Annotated in this window: 26 protein-coding genes, 1 tRNA gene and 1 other RNA gene; 6 read left to right on the top strand and 22 right to left on the bottom strand. The window is 72.3% G+C overall.

The window, feature by feature from the left end; translation table 11 throughout:
• Positions 1 to 120: 120 nt before the first annotated feature.
• From purD to ffs, 3 genes are all read right to left on the bottom strand, one after another.
• Entirely contained in the window at positions 121 to 1,374 is a 1,254-nt protein-coding gene (gene purD / locus ACZ6B8_RS12645) for a phosphoribosylamine--glycine ligase (protein ID WP_471089959.1), read from the bottom strand.
• A gap of 279 nt (positions 1,375 to 1,653) precedes the next feature.
• Positions 1,654 to 4,068 (bottom strand): DNA polymerase III subunit gamma and tau, encoded by a 2,415-nt coding sequence (locus ACZ6B8_RS12650; RefSeq protein WP_471607244.1) that lies wholly within the window; start codon positions 4,066 to 4,068, stop codon positions 1,654 to 1,656.
• 44 nt (positions 4,069 to 4,112) lie between these two features.
• Positions 4,113 to 4,211, bottom strand: an RNA gene (ffs, locus tag ACZ6B8_RS12655) — signal recognition particle sRNA small type.
• Positions 4,212 to 4,353: 142 nt separating this feature from the next.
• Between ffs and ACZ6B8_RS12660 the strand changes: the two genes are divergently transcribed.
• Positions 4,354 to 4,438 (top strand) — tRNA-Ser (locus ACZ6B8_RS12660).
• 109 nt (positions 4,439 to 4,547) lie between these two features.
• On the opposite strand, the gene ACZ6B8_RS12665 is transcribed toward ACZ6B8_RS12660, so the two are convergent.
• From ACZ6B8_RS12665 to ACZ6B8_RS12745, 17 genes are all read right to left on the bottom strand, one after another.
• On the bottom strand, positions 4,548 to 4,802 hold the full coding sequence (locus ACZ6B8_RS12665) for a hypothetical protein (protein WP_471089965.1): 255 nt from the start codon (positions 4,800 to 4,802) through the stop codon (positions 4,548 to 4,550).
• A complete protein-coding gene (locus ACZ6B8_RS12670; RefSeq protein ID WP_471607245.1) occupies positions 4,789 to 5,028 on the bottom strand; it encodes a hypothetical protein in 240 nt (79 codons plus the stop codon). The genes ACZ6B8_RS12665 and ACZ6B8_RS12670 overlap by 14 nt, the downstream gene beginning before the upstream one ends.
• Positions 5,029 to 5,095: 67 nt before the next feature.
• Positions 5,096 to 5,950 carry a peptidoglycan-binding protein gene (locus tag ACZ6B8_RS12675; RefSeq protein ID WP_471607246.1) on the bottom strand — a complete coding sequence of 285 codons (855 nt, stop codon included), beginning with the start codon at positions 5,948 to 5,950 and terminating at the stop codon, positions 5,096 to 5,098.
• Between the two features lie 29 nt (positions 5,951 to 5,979).
• Positions 5,980 to 6,615, bottom strand: a complete 636-nt coding sequence (locus ACZ6B8_RS12680; protein WP_471089971.1) for a hypothetical protein — start codon at positions 6,613 to 6,615, stop codon at positions 5,980 to 5,982.
• A gap of 51 nt (positions 6,616 to 6,666) precedes the next feature.
• Positions 6,667 to 6,861: a hypothetical protein gene (locus ACZ6B8_RS12685; RefSeq protein WP_471089974.1), complete on the bottom strand. Its 195-nt coding sequence runs from the start codon at positions 6,859 to 6,861 to the stop codon at positions 6,667 to 6,669.
• A complete protein-coding gene (locus ACZ6B8_RS12690) occupies positions 6,858 to 9,233 on the bottom strand; it encodes a hypothetical protein (RefSeq protein ID WP_471607247.1) in 2,376 nt (791 codons plus the stop codon). Before ACZ6B8_RS12690 ends, ACZ6B8_RS12685 begins: the two co-directional genes overlap by 4 nt.
• Positions 9,220 to 10,038: a hypothetical protein gene (locus ACZ6B8_RS12695; protein WP_471089980.1), complete on the bottom strand. Its 819-nt coding sequence runs from the start codon at positions 10,036 to 10,038 to the stop codon at positions 9,220 to 9,222. The genes ACZ6B8_RS12690 and ACZ6B8_RS12695 overlap by 14 nt, the downstream gene beginning before the upstream one ends.
• 45 nt (positions 10,039 to 10,083) lie before the next feature.
• Entirely contained in the window at positions 10,084 to 11,196 is a 1,113-nt protein-coding gene (locus ACZ6B8_RS12700; protein WP_471607248.1) for a hypothetical protein, read from the bottom strand.
• Positions 11,197 to 11,237: 41 nt separating this feature from the next.
• Positions 11,238 to 11,786 (bottom strand): hypothetical protein, encoded by a 549-nt coding sequence (locus ACZ6B8_RS12705; protein WP_471089986.1) that lies wholly within the window; start codon positions 11,784 to 11,786, stop codon positions 11,238 to 11,240.
• Positions 11,787 to 11,863: 77 nt separating this feature from the next.
• Positions 11,864 to 12,418 (bottom strand): hypothetical protein, encoded by a 555-nt coding sequence (locus tag ACZ6B8_RS12710; RefSeq protein WP_471607249.1) that lies wholly within the window; start codon positions 12,416 to 12,418, stop codon positions 11,864 to 11,866.
• 82 nt (positions 12,419 to 12,500) lie between these two features.
• Positions 12,501 to 12,902 (bottom strand): hypothetical protein, encoded by a 402-nt coding sequence (locus ACZ6B8_RS12715; RefSeq protein WP_471089992.1) that lies wholly within the window; start codon positions 12,900 to 12,902, stop codon positions 12,501 to 12,503.
• An 8-nt stretch (positions 12,903 to 12,910) separates the two neighbouring features.
• On the bottom strand, positions 12,911 to 13,201 hold the full coding sequence (locus ACZ6B8_RS12720) for a hypothetical protein (protein WP_471089993.1): 291 nt from the start codon (positions 13,199 to 13,201) through the stop codon (positions 12,911 to 12,913).
• A gap of 189 nt (positions 13,202 to 13,390) precedes the next feature.
• A complete protein-coding gene (locus ACZ6B8_RS12725) occupies positions 13,391 to 13,990 on the bottom strand; it encodes a phage tail tube protein (protein WP_471089995.1) in 600 nt (199 codons plus the stop codon).
• Between the two features lie 131 nt (positions 13,991 to 14,121).
• Complete coding sequence (locus tag ACZ6B8_RS12730) at positions 14,122 to 14,523, bottom strand: hypothetical protein (RefSeq protein WP_471607250.1); 402 nt, start codon at positions 14,521 to 14,523, stop codon at positions 14,122 to 14,124.
• A gap of 242 nt (positions 14,524 to 14,765) precedes the next feature.
• A complete protein-coding gene (locus ACZ6B8_RS12735; RefSeq protein WP_471607251.1) occupies positions 14,766 to 14,966 on the bottom strand; it encodes a helix-turn-helix domain-containing protein in 201 nt (66 codons plus the stop codon).
• Complete coding sequence (locus tag ACZ6B8_RS12740; RefSeq protein WP_471090001.1) at positions 14,963 to 15,508, bottom strand: hypothetical protein; 546 nt, start codon at positions 15,506 to 15,508, stop codon at positions 14,963 to 14,965. The genes ACZ6B8_RS12735 and ACZ6B8_RS12740 overlap by 4 nt, the downstream gene beginning before the upstream one ends.
• A complete protein-coding gene (locus ACZ6B8_RS12745) occupies positions 15,508 to 15,816 on the bottom strand; it encodes a WhiB family transcriptional regulator (protein WP_471090003.1) in 309 nt (102 codons plus the stop codon). Before ACZ6B8_RS12745 ends, ACZ6B8_RS12740 begins: the two co-directional genes overlap by 1 nt.
• Before the next feature lie 383 nt (positions 15,817 to 16,199).
• On the opposite strand from ACZ6B8_RS12745, the gene ACZ6B8_RS12750 reads away from it, so the two are divergent.
• The 5 genes from ACZ6B8_RS12750 to ACZ6B8_RS12770 all read left to right on the top strand — a co-directional run bounded on the left by ACZ6B8_RS12750 (position 16,200) and on the right by ACZ6B8_RS12770 (position 19,686).
• Positions 16,200 to 16,556 carry a transcriptional regulator gene (locus ACZ6B8_RS12750; RefSeq protein ID WP_362375528.1) on the top strand — a complete coding sequence of 119 codons (357 nt, stop codon included), beginning with the start codon at positions 16,200 to 16,202 and terminating at the stop codon, positions 16,554 to 16,556.
• A gap of 44 nt (positions 16,557 to 16,600) precedes the next feature.
• Complete coding sequence (locus tag ACZ6B8_RS12755; RefSeq protein WP_471090005.1) at positions 16,601 to 17,116, top strand: hypothetical protein; 516 nt, start codon at positions 16,601 to 16,603, stop codon at positions 17,114 to 17,116.
• A 197-nt stretch (positions 17,117 to 17,313) separates the two neighbouring features.
• Positions 17,314 to 17,934 (top strand): hypothetical protein, encoded by a 621-nt coding sequence (locus ACZ6B8_RS12760; protein WP_471607252.1) that lies wholly within the window; start codon positions 17,314 to 17,316, stop codon positions 17,932 to 17,934.
• A gap of 31 nt (positions 17,935 to 17,965) precedes the next feature.
• Complete coding sequence (locus ACZ6B8_RS12765; protein ID WP_471607253.1) at positions 17,966 to 18,757, top strand: ankyrin repeat domain-containing protein; 792 nt, start codon at positions 17,966 to 17,968, stop codon at positions 18,755 to 18,757.
• Positions 18,758 to 18,903: 146 nt separating this feature from the next.
• The gene (locus ACZ6B8_RS12770) at positions 18,904 to 19,686 is read left to right on the top strand and encodes a sensor domain-containing protein (protein ID WP_471607254.1); all 783 of its coding nucleotides are present in this window, start codon (positions 18,904 to 18,906) and stop codon (positions 19,684 to 19,686) included.
• 33 nt (positions 19,687 to 19,719) lie between these two features.
• On the opposite strand, the gene ACZ6B8_RS12775 is transcribed toward ACZ6B8_RS12770, so the two are convergent.
• Together ACZ6B8_RS12775 and ACZ6B8_RS12780 are read right to left on the bottom strand one after the other, a co-directional pair.
• Entirely contained in the window at positions 19,720 to 20,289 is a 570-nt protein-coding gene (locus ACZ6B8_RS12775) for a GNAT family N-acetyltransferase (RefSeq protein ID WP_471090013.1), read from the bottom strand.
• A gap of 217 nt (positions 20,290 to 20,506) precedes the next feature.
• Positions 20,507 to 22,108 (bottom strand): ABC-F family ATP-binding cassette domain-containing protein, encoded by a 1,602-nt coding sequence (locus ACZ6B8_RS12780; RefSeq protein ID WP_471090015.1) that lies wholly within the window; start codon positions 22,106 to 22,108, stop codon positions 20,507 to 20,509.
• Positions 22,109 to 22,137: the final 29 nt, after the last annotated feature.

Below are 22,137 nucleotides of genomic sequence, written 5' to 3' on the forward strand. Positions count from 1 at the left end.
TCCAGTGTCAGATCCGGGGCCTGAAGTTGGCCGAAAGTCACACGGACGGGCCGTGCGGAGGGGCTCACCCACCAGCCCGGTGGGCTTCCCACCAGCCCGGTGGGCTCTCCGCCGGCCCGGTCAGGCCTCCGCGGCCGCCTTCGCCGCGATGTCCGTGCGGTGCTGCGAGCCGTCGAGGCGGATGCGGGACAGCGCGGCGTACGCGCGTTCGCGGGCCTCGGTGAGCCCGGCGCCGGTCGCCGTCACGGACAGCACCCGGCCGCCCGCGCTGACGACGGAGTCACCGTCCCGCTTCGTCCCGGCGTGCAGGACGTACGCATCCGGGGCATCCTGCGCCGCGACGTCGTCGAGCCCCTCGATGGGGTCGCCGGTGCGCGGCGTGCCGGGGTAGTTGTGCGAGGCGACGACCACGGTCACCGCGGCGTCGTCGCTCCAGCGCAGCGGGGGCAGGTCGGCGAGGTTGCCGGTGGCCGCGGCCATCAGGAGCCCGGCGAGCGGGGTCCGCAGGCGGGCGAGGACGACCTGGGTCTCCGGATCGCCGAAGCGGGCGTTGAACTCGATGACCCGTACGCCGCGGCTCGTGATCGCGAGGCCCGCGTACAGCAGCCCCGCGAAGGGCGTGCCCCGGCGCCGCAGCTCGTCCACGGTGGGCTGGAGCACGCTCTGCATGACCTCGTCGACCAGCTTCGGGTCGGCCCACGGGAGCGGCGAGTAGGCGCCCATGCCGCCGGTGTTCGGGCCCTCGTCGCCGTCGAGCGCGCGCTTGAAGTCCTGGGCGGGCTGGAGCGGGACGACGCTCTCGCCGTCGGTGACCGCGAAGAGGGAGACCTCGGGGCCGTCCAGGAACTCCTCGATGACGACGCGGTCGCAGGCGAGGGCGTGCGCGCGGGCCGCCTCGACGTCGTCGGTGACGACGACGCCCTTGCCGGCGGCGAGACCGTCGTCCTTGACGACGTACGGCGCGCCGAAGGCGTCGAGGGCCTCGTCGATCTCGGCGGGGGTCGTGCAGACGTACGACCGCGCGGTCGGCACGCTCGCACCGGCCATCACGTCCTTGGCGAAGGCCTTGGAACCTTCGAGACGCGCGGCCTCCTTGGAGGGCCCGAACGCGGGGATCCCGGCCTCCCGCACGGCGTCGGCGACGCCCGCGACGAGGGGGGCCTCCGGGCCCACGACGACGAGGCCGGCGCCCAGCTCCCGGGCGAGGGCGGTCACGGCGGCGCCGTCGAGGGCGTCGACCGGGTGCAGCTCGGCCACTTCTGCGATGCCGGCGTTGCCGGGGGCGCAGTGCAGCTCGGAGACGTCGGGGTCGAGGGACAGAGAGCGGCACAGGGCGTGTTCGCGGGCACCACTGCCGATGACGAGGACCTTCACGGTGGTCAGCCTAGCCCGCCCGGGCGGAGCGTCTTTGTACGGGCCGCCAGGGCGGGCGCCTGAGACGGTTGTACGTTCCTCCAGCTCGCGGGGGCCCTTGCGGGGCCGGACCGCCTTTTGGCCGCAGCGGATTCGCTACTGAGGCCCCCTACACCGCCGCTCCGCGGCGGATCACTCCCACCCACCCACCCGTTCGCCCCGCGACGCCCGGCCAGGTAGGGGCGGGTCCTGAAGCGCTACCTGTGGCTCACTCCGCCGGGGCCCTACTCGTTCGGGGCCCTACTCGTTCGGATACTCGTCGACCACCGTCGCGCCCAGCTCGCGGACGATGAGGTCGTGGCCGGAGAGGGCCGACTCCACCAGGTCGGGGTCGTCGTCCTCGGGGGTGTCGTCCTCGGGGGACACGTGCTCCGGGGCGGGGGCGGCAGCCCGGGGGGCCGGGGCGGGGCCCGGGTCCGGGGCGGGCGGCGGAGACTGCGGGGCGGGTGCCGCCGGGGCCGGCGACGACTGCTGCGGGGGCGCGGCGGGGCGCGGCGCGGCCGGGGCTGCCGGAGCGCCACCCCCGTAACCACCACCGAATCCGCCGCCGGAACCACCGCCGAAGTTCCCCGCGGCCGGCGGGGGCGCGGAACCGCCGGACGGGTCGACGATCGCCTCGACCTTCCACTGCACACCGAACTGCTCGGACAGCGCGGCCCGCAGCACGTCCTCGCTGCCGCTGCTCGCGAAGTTGTCCCGCGCGCCCGCGTTGACGAAGCCGAGCTGCAGGGTCGTCCCGTCGAACCCGGCCACCTGGGCGTTCTGGCTGAGCAGGATCCAGGTGAAGCGGCGACGGTTCTTGACCGCCTCCAGGATGTTCGGCCACAGGCTGCGCGGGTCGGGTCCGCCGACGGGGGCCTGGGCGGCCATCGGGGCGGGCGCCTGCGGGGCGGCCGGGGCCTGAGCCGGGGCGGGGGTGGGGGTGGGCTGCGGGGCGGCCGTGGGCCAGCCGCCCGGCCGGGGGGCCGCCTCCGGGGCGGCGGACGACGTGGAGGCGGCGGCGGGCGCGGACGCGGGGCCGCCGCCTGGCGCGGAGGCCGTGGGCCACCCACCGGGCCGCCGCTCGCTGGAGTCAGCGGCTGAAGCGGGAGGGGCGGACGGGGTGGGAGGAGCGGACGGGGCAGCGGCGGGCGGAGCCTGAGGCGCCTCAGGAGCCTGAGCTGCCGCGGCGGCCTCGGGCGCCGCGGCAGCCGCCTGCCCACCACCGTCAGCACCACCGACACCCCCGGCACCACCAGCGCTACCGGCACCACCCCCGGCATCACCGGCACCCTGCGGCGCTCCGGGGGCGGCCCCCCGTACCGCTGCGCGCGCGGCGGCCGGTCCGCCGCCGGGCGGAACGGGCGGCCCGGACGGGACGGGCGGGACGGGCGGCTGGGCCGGTGCCGGGCCTCCCGGGGGCATGCCGACACCGGGCTGCTGGACGCCCGCGTGGGCCTCGGGCCCGGGGACGTACCCCATGGCGGGGCCGGCGCCCTGGCCTCCCGGGACGAAGTTCCCGCCGCGCTCCAGGCGGTCGAGGCGGGCCATGACGGAGCGCGCGTCGTCGTAGGCGGCGGGGAGCAGCACGCGCGCGCAGATCAGCTCCAGCTGGAGCCGCGGCGAGGTGGCGCCGCGCATCTCCGTGAGGCCTTCGTTGACGATGTCGGCGGCGCGGCTCAGCTCGGCGCCGCCGAAGACGGAGGCCTGTGCCTGCATGCGCTCGACGACGTCGGCGGGGGCGTCGATGAGGCCCTTCTCGGCGGCGTCCGGCACGGCGGCGAGGATCACGAGGTCCCGCAGCCGCTCCAGGAGGTCGGCGACGAAGCGGCGCGGGTCGTTGCCGCCCTCGATGACGCGGTCGACGACCTCGAAGGCGGCGGCGCCGTCCCCGGAGGCGAAGGCCTCGATGACGGAGTCGAGGAGCGAGCCGTCCGTGTATCCGAGGAGGGAGGTCGCCATGGCATACGTCACACCGTCGTCGGCCGCGCCGGCGAGGAGCTGGTCCATGACGGACATGGAGTCACGCACGGACCCGGCGCCGGCCCGCACGACGAGCGGGAAGACGCCGTCCTCGACGGTCATCTCCTCCTGGGCGCAGACCTGGGCGAGGTAGTCCCGCAGGGTGCCGGGCGGCACCAGCCGGAAGGGGTAGTGGTGCGTACGCGAACGGATCGTGCCGATGACCTTCTCGGGCTCGGTCGTCGCGAAGATGAACTTGAGGTGCTCCGGGGGCTCCTCGACCACCTTCAGGAGGGCGTTGAAGCCCGCCGAGGTGACCATGTGGGCCTCGTCGATGATGTAGATCTTGTACCGGCTGGACGCGGGGCCGAAGAAGGCCTTCTCGCGCAGGTCGCGCGCGTCGTCCACGCCACCGTGCGACGCGGCGTCGATCTCGATGACGTCGATCGAACCCGGGCCGTTCCGCGCCAGGTCGCGGCAGGACTGGCACTCACCGCAGGGCGTGGGAGTGGGACCTTGCTCACAGTTCAGGCAGCGGGCCAGGATGCGCGCGCTCGTCGTCTTGCCGCAGCCGCGCGGGCCACTGAACAGGTAGGCGTGATTGACCCGGTTGTTCCGCAGCGCCTGCTGCAGCGGGTCTGTCACATGCTCCTGCCCGATGACCTCGGCGAACGACTCCGGGCGATAACGGCGGTACAACGCGAGAGACGACACGCATACGAGGTTATAGGCGACCACCGACAACCCGGACCGCCCCAACGCAAAGCGCCCCTCACGCACCCGCCAGAGCCGACCTACCCTTGCTGCCTTCCGGCCCTGGGGGAGTTCAGTCAGATAGCGCCACGTGAGGGGCTGACCCCCACAGTAGCGGATCCCCGGCCCCGGAAGCGACGCCCGGTCCCACCCGCTCTCCTCCCCGAGGACGAGCCCCGACGATCACGACGGCGACCTCCGGATCGTGTTCGCGAGCACCCCTCAACGTCTTGTATTGTTTGCGGCGGAGGATTCGCCTAGTGGCCTAGGGCGCACGCTTGGAAAGCGTGTTGGGGGCAACCCCTCACGAGTTCGAATCTCGTATCCTCCGCACCCGCCCGAGAGGGCAGACGAAGGTCCCGACCGGTTCGCCGGCCGGGACCTTCGTCGTTTTCGGGGGCCGGGCCCGCGAGCCCGCTCCCTCTTGCTTGCTTTCCTGCTTACTTTCCGCCCGCCTGCCAGAGCGTGACCGCCAGGGCCGTGCAGGAGGTGACGGCTGCCAGGGAGGGCAGGGGCCAGCGGCTGCGTTCCAGGGTGTCCAGGCGGTCCTCGTGTTCCGAGAGGGTCTTGTCGGTCTGGTCGGCGCGCTGCAGCAGAAGGGCGAGGTCGCCCCGGGTGGTGGCGAAACCGACGTCTACGGAGCGGCGCAGTCGCTCCAACTCCAGGGGGACGCTCCCGGTCTCAGCTCCCGCCATCGTCCACCCCCTCGGTCCGGCCCTTCCTCCGCAGCCACGAGGGCAGCAGCGCCTCGACGGCCGGTACGGCCATCAGCCGGCTCAGGGCCGTGACGAAGGCCACGAGGCCCGCGAGTGCCGGGACGTCGGAGACGCCCGGGTCGGCGGCGAGGAGCGGCAGGGCGGCGATGAGGGTGAACAGCGTTTGTACGGCGGTGCGCAGGCCTCTGCGCGTGGCATCGTTCATGATCGTCCTCCCCAGGACTCGATGGTCGGGACGGCCGCCCGGGCAGGGGGAAGGGGACGGGGCGGGGTCAGGGGCGTGGGACGCGCAGGCGGTCCCAGCTGGTCCGGCCCGGAATCCCGTCCGCGTCCGCGCCCCGGTAGCCGAGCTTGTGCTGCCAGGCGGCGTACGAGGCGCGGTCGGCCTCGGTCCAGACCGGGCCGGGGCCGACCTCGTAACGGCCGCAGCCCTCCTTGACCAGGCGGCGGCCCACGGCCGTGCAGAGCGCGTCGCGGCGCCCGATCGCGAAGAACGCCGCACCGGGGAACGGCGCGTGGTCGGTGCCCCCGCCGCCCGGCTCCTCGGTGCCGAGCCGCTTCGCCACGCGGCCGCGCATCACCGGCATCGAGAACGTCGGGTCGATCTTGCGGCGGGTCCACTCCCGATGGCCGATGACGCTCCCGCCCGACCAGCCGTGGGCCCGGCACAGGGCCGCCGAGAGGCGCTCCACCGTGTCGAGCTGGGCGGCCGGGTAGGGGTCGCTGCCGTTGCCGAGGTTCTCGATCTCGAAGCCGTAGAAGCGGGCGTTGCCGTCCACGGCGTCGGGGCCGGGCCGGGACGGCGGCAGCCTCGACGTGCGGACCGCGTCGAGCACCGCGATCGAGCCGCTGCCCGCGTGGTTGGTGCGGCCGTACCCGACGAGGTGGAGCGTGCCGTCCTTGGTGATCAGGCCGATGCACAGCGGGCCGGGCAGGTCGGGGGTGCCGCGGCGGCAGAGCGCGAGGCTGTCGCGGCCGGCGGTGTGGTGCAGCATGACGCCGTGCACCGGGCCCCAGGCGCCCTTGTGATTGCGGTTGTGCGTCCTCCAGTTGCCGTGTTCTCTCATGCGGACGCCCTCGCCGCGCAGAGCGCGGACGAGGGCGTCGGGGGTCAGAGGTGTGGCCATCGGGCCTCCTCGGTGTGCGTCGGACCGGGTCAGATCAGGGATGTGATGGTCAGGTAGCGGTTGCTGAGGGTGAGGGTGCCCGTGGTGGTGCGGTAGGCGCCGGTCACGGTGTAGGCGGCGCCCGGGGTGAGACCGGTGAGGGGGATCTGCATGCTCGCCGTGACCTGGTTCGTGCCGCCGACGACGGCCGCGCGGGTGTCGGCCGCGGCGCTCACGACCCTGGTGCCCTGCTTCACGGAGGCCGAGAAGTACGCGAGGCCGGCCGCGCTGTTGTTGAAGCGGGCACCGACCGTGAGGACCGCGGCACCGTACGGCGGGGCGAGGAACGTCATGGCGAAGGGCTCGGTGGCGCCGGTGAGCGTCTCGACGTAGGCCGTCGATGTCGTCGTACCGCTCAGCGTGCTCGACCAGTGCGCCGGGCCGAGGGAGAGCGGGGCCCACAGTTTGCCGGTGGTGAAGTAGTAGTGCCGGCCCGGGTTGTTGAGCCAGGCGATCATGCCCGGAATCGGGTCGGTCACCTTCGCGTCGCGGGCCGCGGCGTCGGCGAACCGCAGCACGGTGCGGCCGTCGACGGCCTCGGCGAGGGACTGCAGGTGGACGGGGATGTCGGCGTTGTCGGCGGGCTGCGGGTAGGGCAGGCTGCCGAGCGGGGTGAGAGCGACCATGGGACAAGTCCTCCTGGTATGAGCGTGGTTGGGGGCGGCCGGAGCCGTGGGTCAGCGGTCCACCGGCAGCGGGAGCATCTGGCTCGGATCGGGCCCTTCGTCGCCCGCCGCCACGAGGGGGTCGTCGATCTGGGTGGGCCCCGACGGCGGCTCATAACCGTCCACGGGCGGCTGGTGGCCGTCGGCAGCCGGGTCGTGGCCGTCCGCAGCCGGCTCCTCCTCGTTCATGCCGGACTCCCGGTTCATGCCGTGGCTCCCGGTGTCTCGAGGAGCGTTCGGTAGGTGACCGCCTGCTTCGTGAGGGCGTCGAGCGTCGCGTACTGCGCGGTGAGCCGCTGGTACTGCCGCTGCCGGCCGAAGGCGGGGTCGACCGGCGCGTCGGGGGCGAGCCCGGCGTCGGCGGGCACGCCGTTGAAGGAGGTACCGCGCAGGGTGAGGGTCTGCTGCGGCGTGCTGCCCGCCGCGTGCGTGGTGCGGATGCCCACCACCCAGGCGAGCGTGTCGAGTTCGGCGCCCGCGGTGTCCACCACCCGGACCACGTCGCCGAGCTGGATGCGGGGATCGTGCAGGACCTCGACGTCGCCGAGGAGCGGCACGGGATAGCGGCCGGCGTTGCTCATGGCCTTCGTCAGGGCCACCGCGGTCTCGGCCGTCTGCACCCACTCGTCGGAGGACGCCGTGTACTGCTGCTTGCCGTAGTACTTCTGACTGGTCGAGTTCGTCAACGCGTACATGCGCTGCTTCGGGTCGGCCGAGCGTTTGAGCGGTTGCAGCCGCACGGAGGGCTTGCCGTCCTTCGTCACCGTCCACACGCTGGACGCGCTGTGGTTGGCGAACCGCACGTAGTACGTCGGCCCGTCCCGCCAACATCCCACCGTGACATCGCCCTTGACCGACACACCACCGGTCTTGGCGCTGCCGAAGCGCACCTGGTGCCCCTTGCCGACGACGGTGTCGTCCAGGACGACGGGCGGACCGACCTCGGTGTCGTCCTCGGCCATGGCGTACTGCACGACGATCGCCGAGTTCGGCTTGATCTCCCGTATCACCGTGTCCTCGATCGGTTCACCGACCACCGCGTAGACGCCGTTCCAGTCCTGGTACGGCTGCTCGCAGTAGTTGCGGCACGCGTCGATCTCCTCGGTGACGGTGAGCGAGGAGATGTCCCGGCGCGTGGTGACGGTGAGGTCGGGGGCGCTCGGCACCTTGGTGAACCGCGAGGGGCCGCGCCAGCGGAAGACGCCCTGCTCGTCGAATTCGGCGGTGGACATGCTGGCCCGCGCGATCTCGGTGATCACGTCCCACTGGGAGCCGGACACCCGCGGGACGTCGAAGAGCGGCAGTTCGGGAGTGTCGAGGACGGCGCCCTTGGTCCACTGCCCCCGCTGCTCCCACTCCGCCCACGGGTAGGAGGCGGAGTCCGTCCACACCCGGTCGGTCACCTGGAGGCACTCGACGGCCATGTCGGTCTTCAGGTCGATCTGCTGCAGCTCCGAGACCGGCTGCCAGGCGATCTCCTTGTCGAAGGTGACCTTCGCACCCCACAGGTTCCTGCCATCGGGCTGAGTGAGGCGGGGCTGCACGCTCGGAGCGACGACCGAGCCGGTCGAGGACGTCTCCACCATGAAGCCGAGGTGCCAGACCCCTCGCAAGGAGGCCAGCGTGTCGAAGGGCCAGGGGTTCAGGGTCTGCTCGCCGACACCCACGGTTCCGGACGTGGTGTGCACCTTGCCGGTGGCGATGTCGAAGGAGACCTTGACGTAGCCGGTCCGCGTGCCGTTCTGGTCGAACACGGCCGACATCTCGATCATGTTGCCGCGTGCCATCGCCGTATTGACCCAGCACTCCACCTGGAAGACCTTGCCCGGCACGACGAACCGCGACCGCGGCATCCAGGAGGCGGTCAGCCCGGCCTCCTTCGGCATGAGGGCCATTTCGAAGGGCGCGCCCTCACGGATCCAGTCGTACGTCGAGGGGCTCGGTACGAGCTCCGGCTGCCCGTGTGTCGCGTTGAAGCCGCCGTGCAGCGAGGCGTAGAGCGCGGTGAACGGCTTCGTGTCGGTCGGGTCGACGGCCGGGGCGCGCGGCGGCGGACAGCTGTGGATGCCGCCCTGGCGCAGCAGCTCGTCGACGCACCAGGTAGCGGTGGCGACCGGGCGGCCGTAGTAGTAGCCGTGGTACGGCCTGGGGAGCGTGGCCGGGCCGCGCAGCCGCTCGGCGCCGTCCAGGGCCTGCACGGTGACGGTGTCGCTGCCGGACGCGGCGGTGCGGGAGCGGACGGTGCCGCGGAAGGCGGGCACGGTGCGGCCGGCCGCTCCCGCCGCGTGGACGACGGACTGCCCGGGGCGTACGAGGTCGCCCGTGAGGCGATCCGCCCACGCCGAGTACAGCTGCGGGGCGGGGGCGCCCTCCGCGCCGCCGAGCAGCAGCTCCAGCTGGGCCGACGCGCTGCCGGAGACGGCGCGCATCGCCTCGGGCAGGTCCGTGGCGTACGCCCGCTCGACCTTCCACGACTGGACCTGCGGGCCGACCTCCTTGCCGCCGAGGCGGGTGGAGTGGGACGGCACGCGCTCGGGGGCGGTCAGGGCCTGGTTGAGTGCCTCGTCAGAGCGCTGCATCACGGACCTCCACGAGGTCGATGCCGACGTTGCGGTACGGCAGCCTGGCCGACGGGACGTCGGTGTACGCGGTGACGACCATGGCCGGGCAGCCGTCACCGAGGACGTGCGCGACCGGCTCCTCGTCGAGGGTGAGGCAGCCGCCCGCGAGCCCGAACAGGCCGACGGCCCCGGGCCGTCCGACGGGCGTGGCGAAGGCGGCGCCCGCCGGAGCGGTGGCGGTGACGGAGGCGCCCGTGGCCTGGCTGGTGCCGAGGTACTTTCCGTCCGCCGCCTTCCAGTCCAGCTGGGCGGTGGCGGTGGCCGGGTCCCAGCCGGCCGGCAGCAGCCAGGAGACTCCCATGCCCGGCTCGACCGGCCAGCCGGCCCAGACCCCGTGGATCCAGCCGACGGCGGCGGCCCCGTCCCGGCAGTCGACGGTGGTGATGCCGTCGGCGGCGCGGGCGAGCGCGATGTCGCCGTCCATGGTGAACCAGTGGTCCCAGCCGCCGGGAAGCTCCGACTGCCCGGCCGCCTGGTACGGGTCGAGCAGGTTGACGGAGGCGGGGTCGAGGACGACGAGAGGGCCGCGGCCGGTGCCGACGCGGCGGGCGAGCTGCACGAGGTGCTGGGCGTCCGCGGGCTCCAGCCACTCGAAAGAGAGCTTGAGGCGGCGGGTGGTGCGGGTGGGCGCGAAGGTGGTGACGCGGCCTTCGAGCGCCTTGAACTCGGTGACGTCGAGCTCGGCGGTGCGGTCCCAGCTCTTCGCCGCCTGACGGATTTCGCGGAGCCGGCCCGGGGCTCCGATCCACAGGTTCCTGGCCATGGACTCCTCCTGTTCTGTTGTGAATCGCGGATGGTGCGGCCGCGGCTACCTGCGGGCGAGGGCGCGCTGTCCCGCGAAGACGGCGCGGGCGATGGTCTGCGAGTCGACGTCGACGTGTACGGGGCGGTCGGCGAGGCGCTCCATGGCCTCGGCGAGGCGGCGCAGGGCGACGGCGTTGGCGCCGCCGTTGCCGATCATCCGTTCCAGCCGGGAGAGCGGGATGACCGCTTCGCTCTCGCCCGCCTCGCCGACGAGCGCGAGCGTGCCGCCGTTGCGGGCCTGCACGATGCCGCCCTGGGCGAGGTGGGGTACGGGTACGTGCAGACGCGGGAATCCGAAGGACTTCCCGCCCCACTTGGGCACCCAGCTGGGGATGGAGATCTTGATCCCCGCGAGGACGCCGAACACTCCGTTCAGCGCGGACGCGAGTCCCTTGATCGGGGTGAGGATGACGTTTCCGAGCCCCTTGACCAGCGGCTTGATGAAGTCGACGGCCGCACGCGTACCGGACTTGATGCCCTTCCAGGCGGCGTTCATCCCGCGCTTGAGGGCGGCGGTGACCTTGTCCATGTTCACGAACTGGGCGATCAGCGGGGCGGCGAGCGTCATGATCAGCCCGAAGGGGCTGGACGCCATGGCGAGGTTGAGCCCCTTCTGCGCGGTGCTCGCCCCCTTGAGCCCCTTGCCGAGATTGCCCATGGACTTGCCGCCCTTGTCGGCGTTCTTGCCGGCCTTCCCGACGGACTTGTCGACGGCGTCGGCCTGGCGCTTCACGTCACGCAGGGCGGTCTTGGCCTTGTCGGCCGAACTCCGCAGCTTGTCGAGCGAACTCTTGAACTTGTCGGACCCCTGCTTCGCCTTCCCGAGGGACCCGTCGGCGGTCCGGAGCCCGGAGTGCAGCTTCTTCACCGCGCTGCTGCCGCTGTTGGCGGACGTCCGCAGCTTGCCGACGGCGGTGGCGGCGGACGTGGTGGACTTGCCGAGCTTGCCGACGGCGGTGGCGGCGGAACCGGTGGGTTTGCCGAGCTGGTTGACGGAGCCCGCGGCGGACCCGGTGGACTTGCCCAACTTCCCGACTTGGGTGGCGGCCTGACTCGCTGCGCTGCGCATGCGGCCGAGTTGGGTGGCGGCGGTGCTGATGGATTGGTTCAGTGCCATGGGGTTCTGCTCCCTAGGTCTTCCACTCCTCGCTCACCGCGTCAGAAGCGGGAATTGAGCCGAGCGATCTGGTTGTTCAGCTGCTGCACGCTGAGGTTGGCCTGGTCGGCCTCGCGGCGCAGTGCGGCGACCTGGGTGCTCCGCAGCGCGGACAGCTGACTGTTCTGCCGGTTGTTGGCCAGGGAAACGGCGGACTTGTCGGCCTTGCGCCGGAGCTTCTGATTGACGTCGCGGGACAGGGCGTTGATGCGCCGGTTGGCACCGTTGGCCTTGGTGACCGCCTTGTCGGCGGTCGTCTGTGCCTTGGCAGCCGCGCTTTTCAGCTGCTCCGGGTGCTCGTTGCGCGCACGCGCCTCGGCCGCCTCCTTGGCCTTCTCCCGCTTCTTCATCATGTCGCCTATGGGGTCAAAGAAGGTGTGCTCCAGCTTGATCCCAGTGACCCCACCACCAGCGGCGTTGAAGGCGAAGGCGCCGCCGTTGAACTCGCTTTTGAATGCCGTGAGTTCGGCTTTCTTGACGTATTCGCGTTCCGTGATGTCCTTGATCCGCTTGACCGTGCTGTCTACCAGGGAACTGTCGTCATCTGCCATGATCAACTCCTCAAACAGATGACGGCCCCGCATGCCATGGGTCAGGCATGAGAGGCCGCCAATTGGGGTTTGTGTGCTCAGTCGGTGGTGAGACTCCAGTGCTGGGCGTTCAACAGGAGGTATCCGGGGCCGGAGACACTGATGGTCTCGTGCGTGTGGTTCGGCGCGGACAACTCCTTGCCGGCACCGAAGGCGGGGCCGAAGTGCGTCAAGGTCCCCGCGTACTGCCCCTTGTTCCACGTGATGCGCAGGCGCTTTTTCGTGCCATCGGTCACTCGTAGTACCCACGGCCCTTCACCGGACATCTCGCCGGCGACGAGCTCGACTTCCTCATCGGCCAGCCGTCTGACCTTCCACCCGCCCACCCCTGTGAAAGTGGCCTTGCCGCCATGCCGGAAGAGCCTGAGGGAATTGAAGTCCGAAGGCAGCACGAACCGCTGGCGGCTCAGGTTCCACAACGTGGAGCCGTACCCCGCTTTGTGCGTGCTCTCCGTGCGCTGGACGACGTATGCGTCGAGTTGCGCTCCAAAGACTCCTCGAATCTCCAACGCTATGGGCGCGGTGTCTCCGTCCTCCCGGATGAGGATTTCGCGGCTGCGCCAGGATGACCACCGCTGTTTCGGATCGTTCATGAGGTCCCCTCCCCTGATCCACCCTGTCCGGCAGATCATCGCCCGCCCGGTGTCGCGGTGGGAAGGACAGGAGGAGGGAAGATCAGGAGAAGAAGGACGCCAGTTCCACGGCCGTCGGCTTGGGGGCGGCAGGGGTCGGGGACCGTTCGTCCCCGGTATCGTCCGGGAGAAGGTCCGCACCCGGGCGCGGGAGGGGTTGTGGCGGCTCCAGGGGATCCGCGTCCTCGTCCTGGTTGACCGTGGCGAACATCCAGTTCGCCTGCGCCAGTTGGTCCACGGCGTGGGCCAGCAGGTAATCCCCCACCGACCACTCCGCCGCCTCCCCCTCGCTCTCCCGAGCCACCGCCCCCTCCCGCGGCAGATGCCGGATCAGGACGGCGAGGCGGCGGGAGGAGAGGCGGCCGCGGTGCCAGTCCAGGAGGTCGAGGCCGTAGAAGCGGAGCAGGTCGGCCTCCAGAGCCTCGGCGTGTTCGTCGACGAACACGCCGAGGCTCAGCCTTCCCCCAGGCCGAGCCCGGTCTCCTTGCCGTACGCCTCCAGGATCGCCGCGATGTCCTGCATCGTGACGTCGTGCCGCTCGAAGCGGGCGAACTGCTGCTCTCCGAGGAGGAGTTCCAGAAGTCCGTCCACGTCGTTGTCGTCGAGATCGCGCAGCTTGCGCGCGGTGGTGCGGGTCAGCTCGGTCGGCAGCTCGAAGCTGTCCGCGTCGAGCTCGAAGGTCCAGGCGCGGCCGAGCGCTTCGAGGCGCTGGGCTCGGGCCGCGTTGACGTTGAAGCCGGACAAGGGTCTCTCCTTCGGCAGGGCGACGCCCGGCCGCGCTGGGGGCGCGGGCCGGGCGTCGCCGGGATCCTATGCGGTCGCGCGCAAAAGCAAGCGGCGATTTCGCGCAATCAATTAGGCGGCAGACAGGGGGTGTTGGGGGTGGAGCTCTTCAGTCGGCACCCCGGAACCCTTCGCCGTGCGCGCCCTCGCTCACGAGTACGACGAGGTCAGTTCCTTGATGCGGAAGCTGGCCAGCGGCGCGCTGTCGTTCTTGGCGAGCGCCGTGAACGTCACGCCCAGCTTCACCGCACCGGTCCGGGTCAGACCGATCTCCTCGGTCTCGGTGACCTGCCCGCGCGGCACGACGAACCGGTAGATCGACGCGCCGTCGACGAACTCGATCCCCAGCGCCCGCTCGTCCGGCAGCGGGGAGTTGGCGAGGTCGTACGTGAACTCCTTGAGGTCGGGGTCCGCGAGCCCCGCCGCCGGGGTGGTCACCGGCTTGACCGCGCCGCCGCCCATGAAGAAGGCCAGGGTCGCCTTGTTCAGCTGCAGCAGCTGGAACTTCACCGTGAGGTCACGGTCGGAGTAGATGAACCGCGCCGGGCTCACCGACTGCCAGGTGTCGACCGGGTCGATCTTGTCCTTCTTGTTGAACTTGATGCCGTCGGTCGTGGTGTAACCGAGGTCGGTCCACTTCGCCTTGTCCCACTCGGTGGCGATGGTGGCCGGCGGCTCGGTGTCGATGGGCGCGATCAGGACGCGTCCGCTACCGGCGACGCGGATTTCCTTGCCGTTGTTGCCTGCCATGCGTACTCCTCAGAATCGGTTGGTCCGCGACCGGGAGTCGGTCCCGGGTACGACGAAGGCCCCGCCGGATCGGCAGGGCCCGGGAACGGGAGACGGGGAATGCGGGGAATGCGGGGATGTCCGGGATCTGCTCACTCGGGGCGGATCGAGATCCGCGCCGTCGAGAGGTACCGACTGCCGGCCGGACGGTTGTAGTCGGGCAGCCAGCGCGGCCCGTCCGTCTCGGTGACGTCGGTGACGACGGCCCCGCCGTACGAGGTGCCGGCCAGTTCGAGGACACAGGCACGGGCGGCGAGGGAGATGCCGTGCGCGGTGGACTTGTCCGGGCCGTAGACCTCGAAGTCGATCAGCGGCTGGTCGAGATGCCGGTCGTCCACCCACGCGCCACCGACGCGGGAGACGAGGACGGCCTTCTGGGTGCCGTCGAACCCGGCGGGCGGTCTGTTGTCGACGACCGAACCGGCCAGTTCCGCCCGGTTCTTGAGGAAGTCGACGACGAGCCGTTCCGCGTCGGGAAAGGTCAGGATGGACACATGGACACTCCCTGTCATCAGAAGGATCAGAAGGGATCCGATCGAGCGGGGGCAACACAAAGCGGCAGGTCCGCCGCCCCTCACCGGGGGCGCAGCTCTGCCGCTGCTCCAAGTGTGATCCCGGGTGCCGATTCCCGCAACTGAGTTCGGCGGACGGCCGGTCGGGGTCCGTACGCATACGCGGGAAGGGCCCCGCACCACCCTGGTGCGGGGCCCTCTTCGTTCTCTTCCACGTCTACGGTCTACGTCCGAGCCCGCGCCCTTCGTACAGCGCGCTCCGCGGCGAACACGTCCTCCAGCCGGTACATGGACCGCCGGCCCTGCCGCCCGGCCGCCTTGAGGTGGCCAAGCTGCACCCACTTGCGGATGGTGGCGGGCGAGACGTCGGCCTCGGTGGCGGCGAGCTCCCCCGTGATCAGCGGTGCGGTCAGCTGTGCGGTCACGCCGCCCCCTCCCCGTCCGGCTCGTCGAGCACGTGCCGGCAGGGAGGGTTCACGCACATCGCGACGCCCCGCTCGGGAAAGGCCCGCAGCGACACGGAGTCGCAGGCCGGGCAGCGGCCCGGGAGCCGCACCAGCTGTTCGGGGTCGCCCAGGGCGCGGGCGCAGCGCCGGGACATGCGGCGGGTCTCGGCCTCGACGTGGGCGGCCAGGTCGGGCAGTCCCGCGACCGCGTCGAGCAGTTCCGCGAGGCGGCGCAGGCGGACCGGCACCGGCGCCGCGGAAATGCGGCGCAGGCCGAGCCGGTCGCGTACGGCCTCCTCCAGTTCGACCACTCCGTCGCCGATGTCGCGGAGGGCGTCGGATACGTAGAGGCGGACGGGGGCTCCGGTGGCCGGGCCGGGGCCGCCGCCCCGGACCTCGCGCAGGGTGCGGCCCGCGCTGGGCGCGAGCTCGGCCAGGAGCAGGGGGTACCGGCGCCGGAGCGAGTCGATCCAGAGCGCCGCGCGTGCCGTGCCGTTCGTCGGGCATTCCTGGTCGTTCATCACGGCCTCCCGGCCTTCTTGCGCGGCTTGACCTCGCGGCCGTTGCGCCACAGGCGTCCCCCGCTGACCCCGTCGAACCAGGTGTGCGAGGGGTCGACGATGGCTTCGCATTCACGTCGGATCGGGCACTGATTGCAGGCGCGCAATACCGGCGCCGCCTCGGCGGGGCTCCGGGTGAACACGTACTGCTGGGGGAGATCCGCGCAGGCGGCGTCTCCGCGCCAGTCGGGGGCTTCGTCGGAGAGACCTCGCGTGGGAGGGAAAGCGCTGTTCAGAGTAGGTGCGGCAACAAGCGTTGGATTTGGCATGCGCAACCCCTCCGCAGGTGTGCGAACATACGTTCGAGAACGTCGATGCGTGATCAGAGTTCCACGCTGCGTGCGCACGCGCAACTAAAATCGGAGGGGCGAGTGAGCAGAGAGGAGTAAGGGGTGGCTGGAAATCTGCGTTGCAGGGGGCGCCTGCGCCGGATCTTCACGACAACGTGCGAGCGCGCACATATTTCAGTGCGCGCGCGATCGGTACGCTCGCCCTGCGACGAGGGGAGAGCGACGACATGGTGTCCAGCCAGCGGGCCAGCGCCCGCATCGATCAGGCGTACAGGCCCGGGTTCGGCCATGACCAGAGTCGGGAGAGTGGCCGGAATCGGGCGGACGAGTTGGAGGAGTTCGCCGAATGGATCGAGGGCGTGATGCGCGAGCGCGGCTACGACATCGACAGCCCGCGCGGCGGCGGCAAGTCCAAGCTCGCGGACGACGCGGGCGTGCACCGGGCCGCGGTCAGCCGGCTGATCCAGCGGCAGAGCATGCCCGACCTGGAGACGATGCGGCGGCTGGCGGCCGTGCTCGGCGTCCCGCTGCGCGACATGCTGATCCGGTCCGGGCGGCTGTCGGAGAACGATCTGCCGATCGTGGCCGCACGCGGCGGTGAGAGTGACGCCCCCCGACTGCTGAGCCCCGAGGAAGCGGCCCGGAGAATGGGGGTGCCTCCAGAGCTGCAGGCGGTCTTCGTGAGGGTCACGAAGGCGTTCCTGCCGCAGGTCGAATAGCAGGGGGCCTTACGCAGCCCCGGGGGCACAGAGGGAGTGCGAACATGCCGACTGACGAAGCGGAGGGGCCGTCCGGAGGCGCGCGACGCGGTACGGGACGGCATGGCGTCGAGGGGGAGACAGACGCGACGGATGAGCTCGCCCTCCTCGTCGGCGGGTTACTGATCGAACTCGGAACGAAGATCCGGCAAGCCGGTGTCGACGGCGTCCGGATACTCACCGAGGAGGAGACGCAGCAGAGTCAGCTGCGCTGGTTCCGCGAGGGCTGGGCCGAACACGCCCGCGCGACGGAGACCGCGGGTGCGGCCGACCACGCCCGCGCGAGCGACCATGAGTCCGCCGCGGCGGGGCCCGCGAGCCATGCGGAAGCGGAGCCGCAGTCCGCGTCGCCCGGCTCCTCCGCCCGGCTGTTCCACTTTCCCTCGGGGCCGCCCCGAGGAGCGCACCCGCTCCCGATCGTGGGCAGGGACGAGGCCCGCGGCACACGGGACTTGATGGCGCACCGGCCACGCAGGCGCCGGGAGGACCCGCCGCAGGGCCACCCGGGGACGGACGACTGACTCGCCCTCGCACCCCCGCACCGCCCCCGCACGTCACGTATCCTCCGCAATCGCCCGTCCGGGCGACGGAGCGCGAAGAGGATGGGCTGCTGGTGTCACAGGTGTCGTTGGTCCCGGTGGTGTCACGCCTGGCCCGACGGGGTGGACAGGTCCTGGTGCACGAGTGGCGGGCCGTGGTCGTCAGGTGTGTGGGACGGGTGCGGGAGCGTGGGATCCGGGGGGTCTCGCTCGCCGTTCTCGGGGCTCTCGCCGTAATCGGGCTGCACACGTTCCAGCAGACCGCGGTCGGTGGTGACGTGGTGCGCCTCGTCAGTGAGGTGCGGGCCGATCAGCCGCTCTGGGTGAGCCTGCTGCGGACGCCCGTGTCGATGTTCGTGCCCGCCGTGGACCTGCCCGTCTGGGGCGGGCTGCCCCGGCTGTTCCTGGCGTTCGCGCTGGCCGAGCTCGCCTTCGGTCGCATACGCACGCTGGCGGTGGCGTACACCGTCACGCTCGCCGGGACGCTCGGGGCGCGCCTCATGGTCGCTCTCGGGCCCGACCGGCTCGGCGGACTGCCCGCCGAAGCCGCGCACGCGGTCGACACCGGTACCTCCGCCGCGATCGTCGGCCTCTTCGCCTACACCTCCGTGGCGCTCCGCGCGCCTCTCCTCTTCCTCGCCGCGGTCGTCCCTACGGTGACCGGTTCGCTCAGGGACCTCGACCTGGCGGGGCGCGAGCACTTGCTCGCCGTGGCCGTCGCGGTGGCCATCGGCGCGGTCCTGCACCGCAGGAGCGGGCAGGCCGGCGCGGAGCCGGCGGCCGTTGTCAGTGGGCCCTGACACAATCGCGGCAAGCGTGAGGAGGTCGGGCATGGCAGTTCTCGACGCGAGGGACCCTCTGGCCGTCGCGGTGACCGGGGCGATCCGCTCCGGCGACGTGGCCGGTCTGCGGCAGCTGCTCGTCACGCATCCCGCCCTCGCGGCCACCGGGATCAGACGGGTCGGCGAGGCGGCCGGCACGCGCAGCCTGCTGCACATCGCCACGGACTGGCCCGGGCACATCCCCGCGGGCCCGGAGGTCATCGCCGTCCTGGTCGCGGCCGGCGCCGATCCCGGCACGCCGTTCGTCGGGGCGCACTCCGAGACTCCCCTGCACTGGGCCGCGAGCAACGACGACGTCCCCGCGCTCGACGCCCTCATCGCGGCCGGCGCGGACATCGAGGCGACCGGTGGCGTCATCGCGGGCGGCACCCCGCTCGCCGACGCGCGCGGGTTCGGACAGTGGCGCGCGGCGCGGCGGCTGCTGGAGCACGGGGCCCGCACCACGTTGCAGGACGCGGCGACACTGGGGCTGCTCGACCGGGTCACGGCTCTCGTCGAGAGCCCCCGTCCGGCCGGGACACCGCCACCCCACCCGCCGGACCCCGTCGACATCTCCAGTGCCTTCTGGGGCGCCTGCCAAGGCGGCCAACTGGCCACCGCCCGTTATCTGTTGGAGCGCGGCGCCGAGCTCGACTGGGTCGGGTACGACGACATGACTCCGCTGGACGTCGCCATCGACGCCGCCGCCGATGACGTCGCCGATGACGTCGTCCGGTGGTTGCGCGAGCAAGGCGCCCGCCGCCGGGCGGAGTTGGCGCACCGGCGACTCCCTCCGCCCTAGGGGGCCGTAGGGGCACAGGGGGTCTAGCACCACCCCGTAGACACCGGAGCACCGGATGCCGCCGGGCCCGCGGATACGGGAGCGTGGAGCACGTCAGCACGACACGTCCCCGCTCCCCACGCTCCACGACGATTCGAGGGCCCGCCATGAGCACCAGCACCCTGCCGTACGCCACTTCGACCTCTTCGGCCGCCCCGGAGACGGCTCCGGCGACCGGTCCGACAGCCGGTCCGGTGACTGGTCCGACGGCCGGTCCGCGCAGGCCCGGGTTCTTGCGGGCGCCGTTCGCCGCGGTCACCTTCCGCGAGATCGGGTACGTGCTGACCTCGTTCCCCGTCGCCATCGCCGGGTTCGTCTTCGCCGTGACCACGTTCTGCCTCGGCGCGGGGCTGCTCGTCACCCTGTTCGGGCTGCCCGTCCTCGCCCTGGCGCTCGCCGGGGCGCGCGGGCTGGGCAGTGCGGAACGGCTCCGGGCCCGGGTGGGTCTCGGGCTCACCGTCGACGGCCCGGGAGCGTTCGGCGCGGGGGCGTTCGGCGCGGAGACCGACGGGATGCGGAGGAAGGGGTTCTGGGCCAGGACCAGGGCCCGGCTCGCGGACGCCGCGGGCTGGAAGGCGCTGCTGTTCCAGGTGGTCATGTTCCCCTGGCGCGTCCTCAGCTTCGTCCTGACGGTGACGTTCTTCGTCACGGGCTGGGTGGTCGCGCTCTTCCCCACGTACTCCTGGGTCTTCCACCGGTACGTGGGCTGGCCCGGCTACCGCGTCTACGACTTCACGTCGGGCGGGCAGCACCACGCGTACTACATCACCTCGCCCGCCCAGATCGCGGCGGTCGCCGGTGTCGGCGCCGTGCTGGTCCTCCTCACCCCGAAGCTGGTCCGCGCCCTGACGAGCGTCGACCGCGCAGCGGTCCGCTCGCTGCTGGGCTGAGGGCCGGGGGCCGGGCCCGTCGCGCGTGGCGCCTCAGTGAGAGGGGGCGCCCACCGGCGGGGCGGCGTAGCAGTGCAGGGCGACCCGCTGGCCGGGTCGCCATTGCTGTTCCACGACGGCCAGCAGCTGCCAGCCCAGGCGTGCGTAGAGCGCGGCGGCCGCGGTGTCGGAGGACACGACGTCCAGGACCGCGTGCAGCCCGCGCGCCCGCGCCTCCCGTACGACCCGCCCCATCAGCAGGGCGCCGATGCCGTGGCCCCGGGCGTCCGGCGCGACGAAGAGGCGGCTGACGACGCCGGCCGCGACCGCCTCCGGTCCCGCCCGCTCGCCCCACAGGGCCGGCGCCTCGTCCCCCCGGCCGGGGCGGGCGAGGCCCACGTGTCCGACGACCCGGCCGTCGAGCTCGGCGACCCAGGCACCGAGTCCGCCCTCGCCTTCCAGCCATTCGGCGGGCCGGTCCGGCCAGTTGACGGGGTAGCCGTCGACCTTGTGGACGCCGGCCAGCACCCCGATACAGGCTTCCAGGTCACGCTGACCGGAACGTTCCCGCAACCGGAGGACGGGGTGCCCGTCAGCCGCGTCGGCGGCACGGTCTCGTCTCATCGCAGCATCGAATCACAGCCGCGGGAGCGGCACGCCCGCTTCCCGCCCAAGTCACCACCCCGCCGCCGGGAGCGGCCCCGACGGCGACCGGGCGGGGATCGGGTGGTGATCGTGCGGTGAACGGGCGGTGATCAGGTGGCCGGAGGAGGGTGCGGGGCCACCGGGCCGAACGCGCCTCATCCAAAGGGGAGTTGACCGCCCCCTCCCTCCCCCGGACTCACGCGAGCGTGACCAGCCCCCGGTAGTCGGCGCTCCACAGGTCCTCCGTCCCGTCGGGGAGCAGCAGGACCCGGTCCGGGCGCAGCGCGTCGATCGCGCCCTCGTCGTGCGTGACCATCACGATCGCGCCCGGGTACGTCCCCACGGCCGCGAGCACCTCGTCCCTGGACGCCGGATCCAGGTTGTTGGTGGGCTCGTCCAGGAGCAGGACGTTCGCGCCCGAGTGCACGAGCCCCGCGAGGGCGAGCCGCGTCTTCTCGCCGCCCGAGAGCACGGCAGCGGGCTTGTCCGCGTCGTCCCCGCCGAACAGGAACGAGCCGAGCACCCGGCGCACCTCGCCGTCGGTCAGGTGCGGGGCCGCGGCCGCGAGGTTCTCCCGTACGGTCCTGTCCGCCGTCAGGGTGTCGTGCTCCTGCGCGAAGTACCCGAGCCGCAGCCCCGGCCCCTCAACCACCCTGCCGTCGTCCGGGAGTTCACGTCCCGCCAGGAGCCGGAGCAGCGTCGTCTTCCCCGCTCCGTTGAACCCGAGGACGACCAGCCGGCTGCCCCGGTCGACGGCGAGGTCGACGCCCGTGAGGACGCGATGGGAGCCGTACGCCTTGGTGAGGCCGACCGCGCCGAGCGGCGTCCGGCCGCACGGGGCGGGCTCGGGCAGCCGGATGCGGGCGACCTTCTCGGCGCGCCGGACCGGCTCCGCGTCCGCGAGCAGCCGGCCGGCCCGCCGGTCCATGTTCTTGGCGGCGGTGGCGGTGGCGACGCGGGAGCGCATCCTGTCGGCCTGGGCGCGCAGGGAGGCGGCCTTGCGCTCGGCGTTGGCGCGCTCCCGGGTACGGCGGCGCTCGTCCGCCGCGCGCTGGGCCAGGTAGGCGTGCCAGCCGGTGTTGTGCACGTCGATGGCCGCGCGGCGCGGGTCGAGGTGGAGGACGCGGTTGACCACGTCGGCGAGGAGCGCGGTGTCATGGCTGATGAGCACCAGGCCGCCCGGGTACCCCGCCAGGTAGCCGCGCAGCCAGGCCACCGAGTCGGCGTCGAGGTGGTTGGTCGGCTCGTCCAGGAGCAGCGTGTCGTGCCGCGAGAACAGGATCCTGGCCAGCTCCACGCGGCGCCGCTGGCCGCCCGACAGGTCGCCCACGGGCTGGTGGAGGGCGCGTTCGGGCAGCCCGAGTCCGCCGGCCACGCGGGCGGCCTCGGCCTCGGCCGCGTATCCGCCGCGGGCCTGGAAACGGTCGTCCGCGCGGGCGTAGGCGGCCATGGCCCGCTCCTGCGCGGCCGGGCTCACCGCCGCCGCCATGGCGGCCTCGGCGGTGCGCAGGGCCGCGACCGCCTCGTCCAGGCCGCGGGCGGACAGGATGCGGTCGGTGACGGTGACGGCGGGGTCGGCGGCGCCCGGGTCCTGGGCGAGGTGGCCGACGGAGCCGGTGCGGGTGACGGTGCCGGCGGCGGGGGTGGCTTGCCCCGCGAGGATCTTCAGGAGGCTGGTCTTGCCGGCGCCGTTGCGCCCGACCAGGCCGACGCGGTCGCCGGGGGCGATGTGGAAGGAGACGTCGGACAGCAGGAGGCGGGCACCGACGCGCACGTCGGCACCTCGTACGGTGATCATGAGGTAACGCTCCGCAATAGCGAATGGAC

This window comes from Streptomyces sp. NPDC041122, from assembly GCF_055592445.1.

Excerpts from the sequence above, each read along its gene's own strand:
- ACZ6B8_RS12665 (WP_471089965.1), bottom strand. The coding sequence starts at position 4,802 with ATGGCGGGAGCTGAGACCGGGAGCGTCCCCCTGGAGTTGGAGCGACTG.
- ACZ6B8_RS12670 (WP_471607245.1), bottom strand. The coding sequence starts at position 5,028 with ATGAACGATGCCACGCGCAGAGGCCTGCGCACCGCCGTACAAACGCTG.
- ACZ6B8_RS12675 (WP_471607246.1), bottom strand. The coding sequence starts at position 5,950 with ATGGCCACACCTCTGACCCCCGACGCCCTCGTCCGCGCTCTGCGCGGC.
- ACZ6B8_RS12680 (WP_471089971.1), bottom strand. The coding sequence starts at position 6,615 with ATGGTCGCTCTCACCCCGCTCGGCAGCCTGCCCTACCCGCAGCCCGCC.
- ACZ6B8_RS12685 (WP_471089974.1), bottom strand. The coding sequence starts at position 6,861 with ATGAACCGGGAGTCCGGCATGAACGAGGAGGAGCCGGCTGCGGACGGC.
- ACZ6B8_RS12690 (WP_471607247.1), bottom strand. The coding sequence starts at position 9,233 with ATGCAGCGCTCTGACGAGGCACTCAACCAGGCCCTGACCGCCCCCGAG.
- ACZ6B8_RS12695 (WP_471089980.1), bottom strand. The coding sequence starts at position 10,038 with ATGGCCAGGAACCTGTGGATCGGAGCCCCGGGCCGGCTCCGCGAAATC.
- ACZ6B8_RS12700 (WP_471607248.1), bottom strand. The coding sequence starts at position 11,196 with ATGGCACTGAACCAATCCATCAGCACCGCCGCCACCCAACTCGGCCGC.
- ACZ6B8_RS12705 (WP_471089986.1), bottom strand. The coding sequence starts at position 11,786 with ATGGCAGATGACGACAGTTCCCTGGTAGACAGCACGGTCAAGCGGATC.
- ACZ6B8_RS12710 (WP_471607249.1), bottom strand. The coding sequence starts at position 12,418 with ATGAACGATCCGAAACAGCGGTGGTCATCCTGGCGCAGCCGCGAAATC.
- ACZ6B8_RS12725 (WP_471089995.1), bottom strand. The coding sequence starts at position 13,990 with ATGGCAGGCAACAACGGCAAGGAAATCCGCGTCGCCGGTAGCGGACGC.
- ACZ6B8_RS12740 (WP_471090001.1), bottom strand. The coding sequence starts at position 15,508 with ATGAACGACCAGGAATGCCCGACGAACGGCACGGCACGCGCGGCGCTC.
- ACZ6B8_RS12745 (WP_471090003.1), bottom strand. The coding sequence starts at position 15,816 with ATGCCAAATCCAACGCTTGTTGCCGCACCTACTCTGAACAGCGCTTTC.
- ACZ6B8_RS12750 (WP_362375528.1), top strand. The coding sequence starts at position 16,200 with ATGCGCGAGCGCGGCTACGACATCGACAGCCCGCGCGGCGGCGGCAAG.
- ACZ6B8_RS12755 (WP_471090005.1), top strand. The coding sequence starts at position 16,601 with ATGCCGACTGACGAAGCGGAGGGGCCGTCCGGAGGCGCGCGACGCGGT.
- ACZ6B8_RS12765 (WP_471607253.1), top strand. The coding sequence starts at position 17,966 with ATGGCAGTTCTCGACGCGAGGGACCCTCTGGCCGTCGCGGTGACCGGG.
- ACZ6B8_RS12770 (WP_471607254.1), top strand. The coding sequence starts at position 18,904 with ATGAGCACCAGCACCCTGCCGTACGCCACTTCGACCTCTTCGGCCGCC.
- ACZ6B8_RS12775 (WP_471090013.1), bottom strand. The coding sequence starts at position 20,289 with ATGAGACGAGACCGTGCCGCCGACGCGGCTGACGGGCACCCCGTCCTC.
- ACZ6B8_RS12780 (WP_471090015.1), bottom strand. The coding sequence starts at position 22,108 with ATGATCACCGTACGAGGTGCCGACGTGCGCGTCGGTGCCCGCCTCCTG.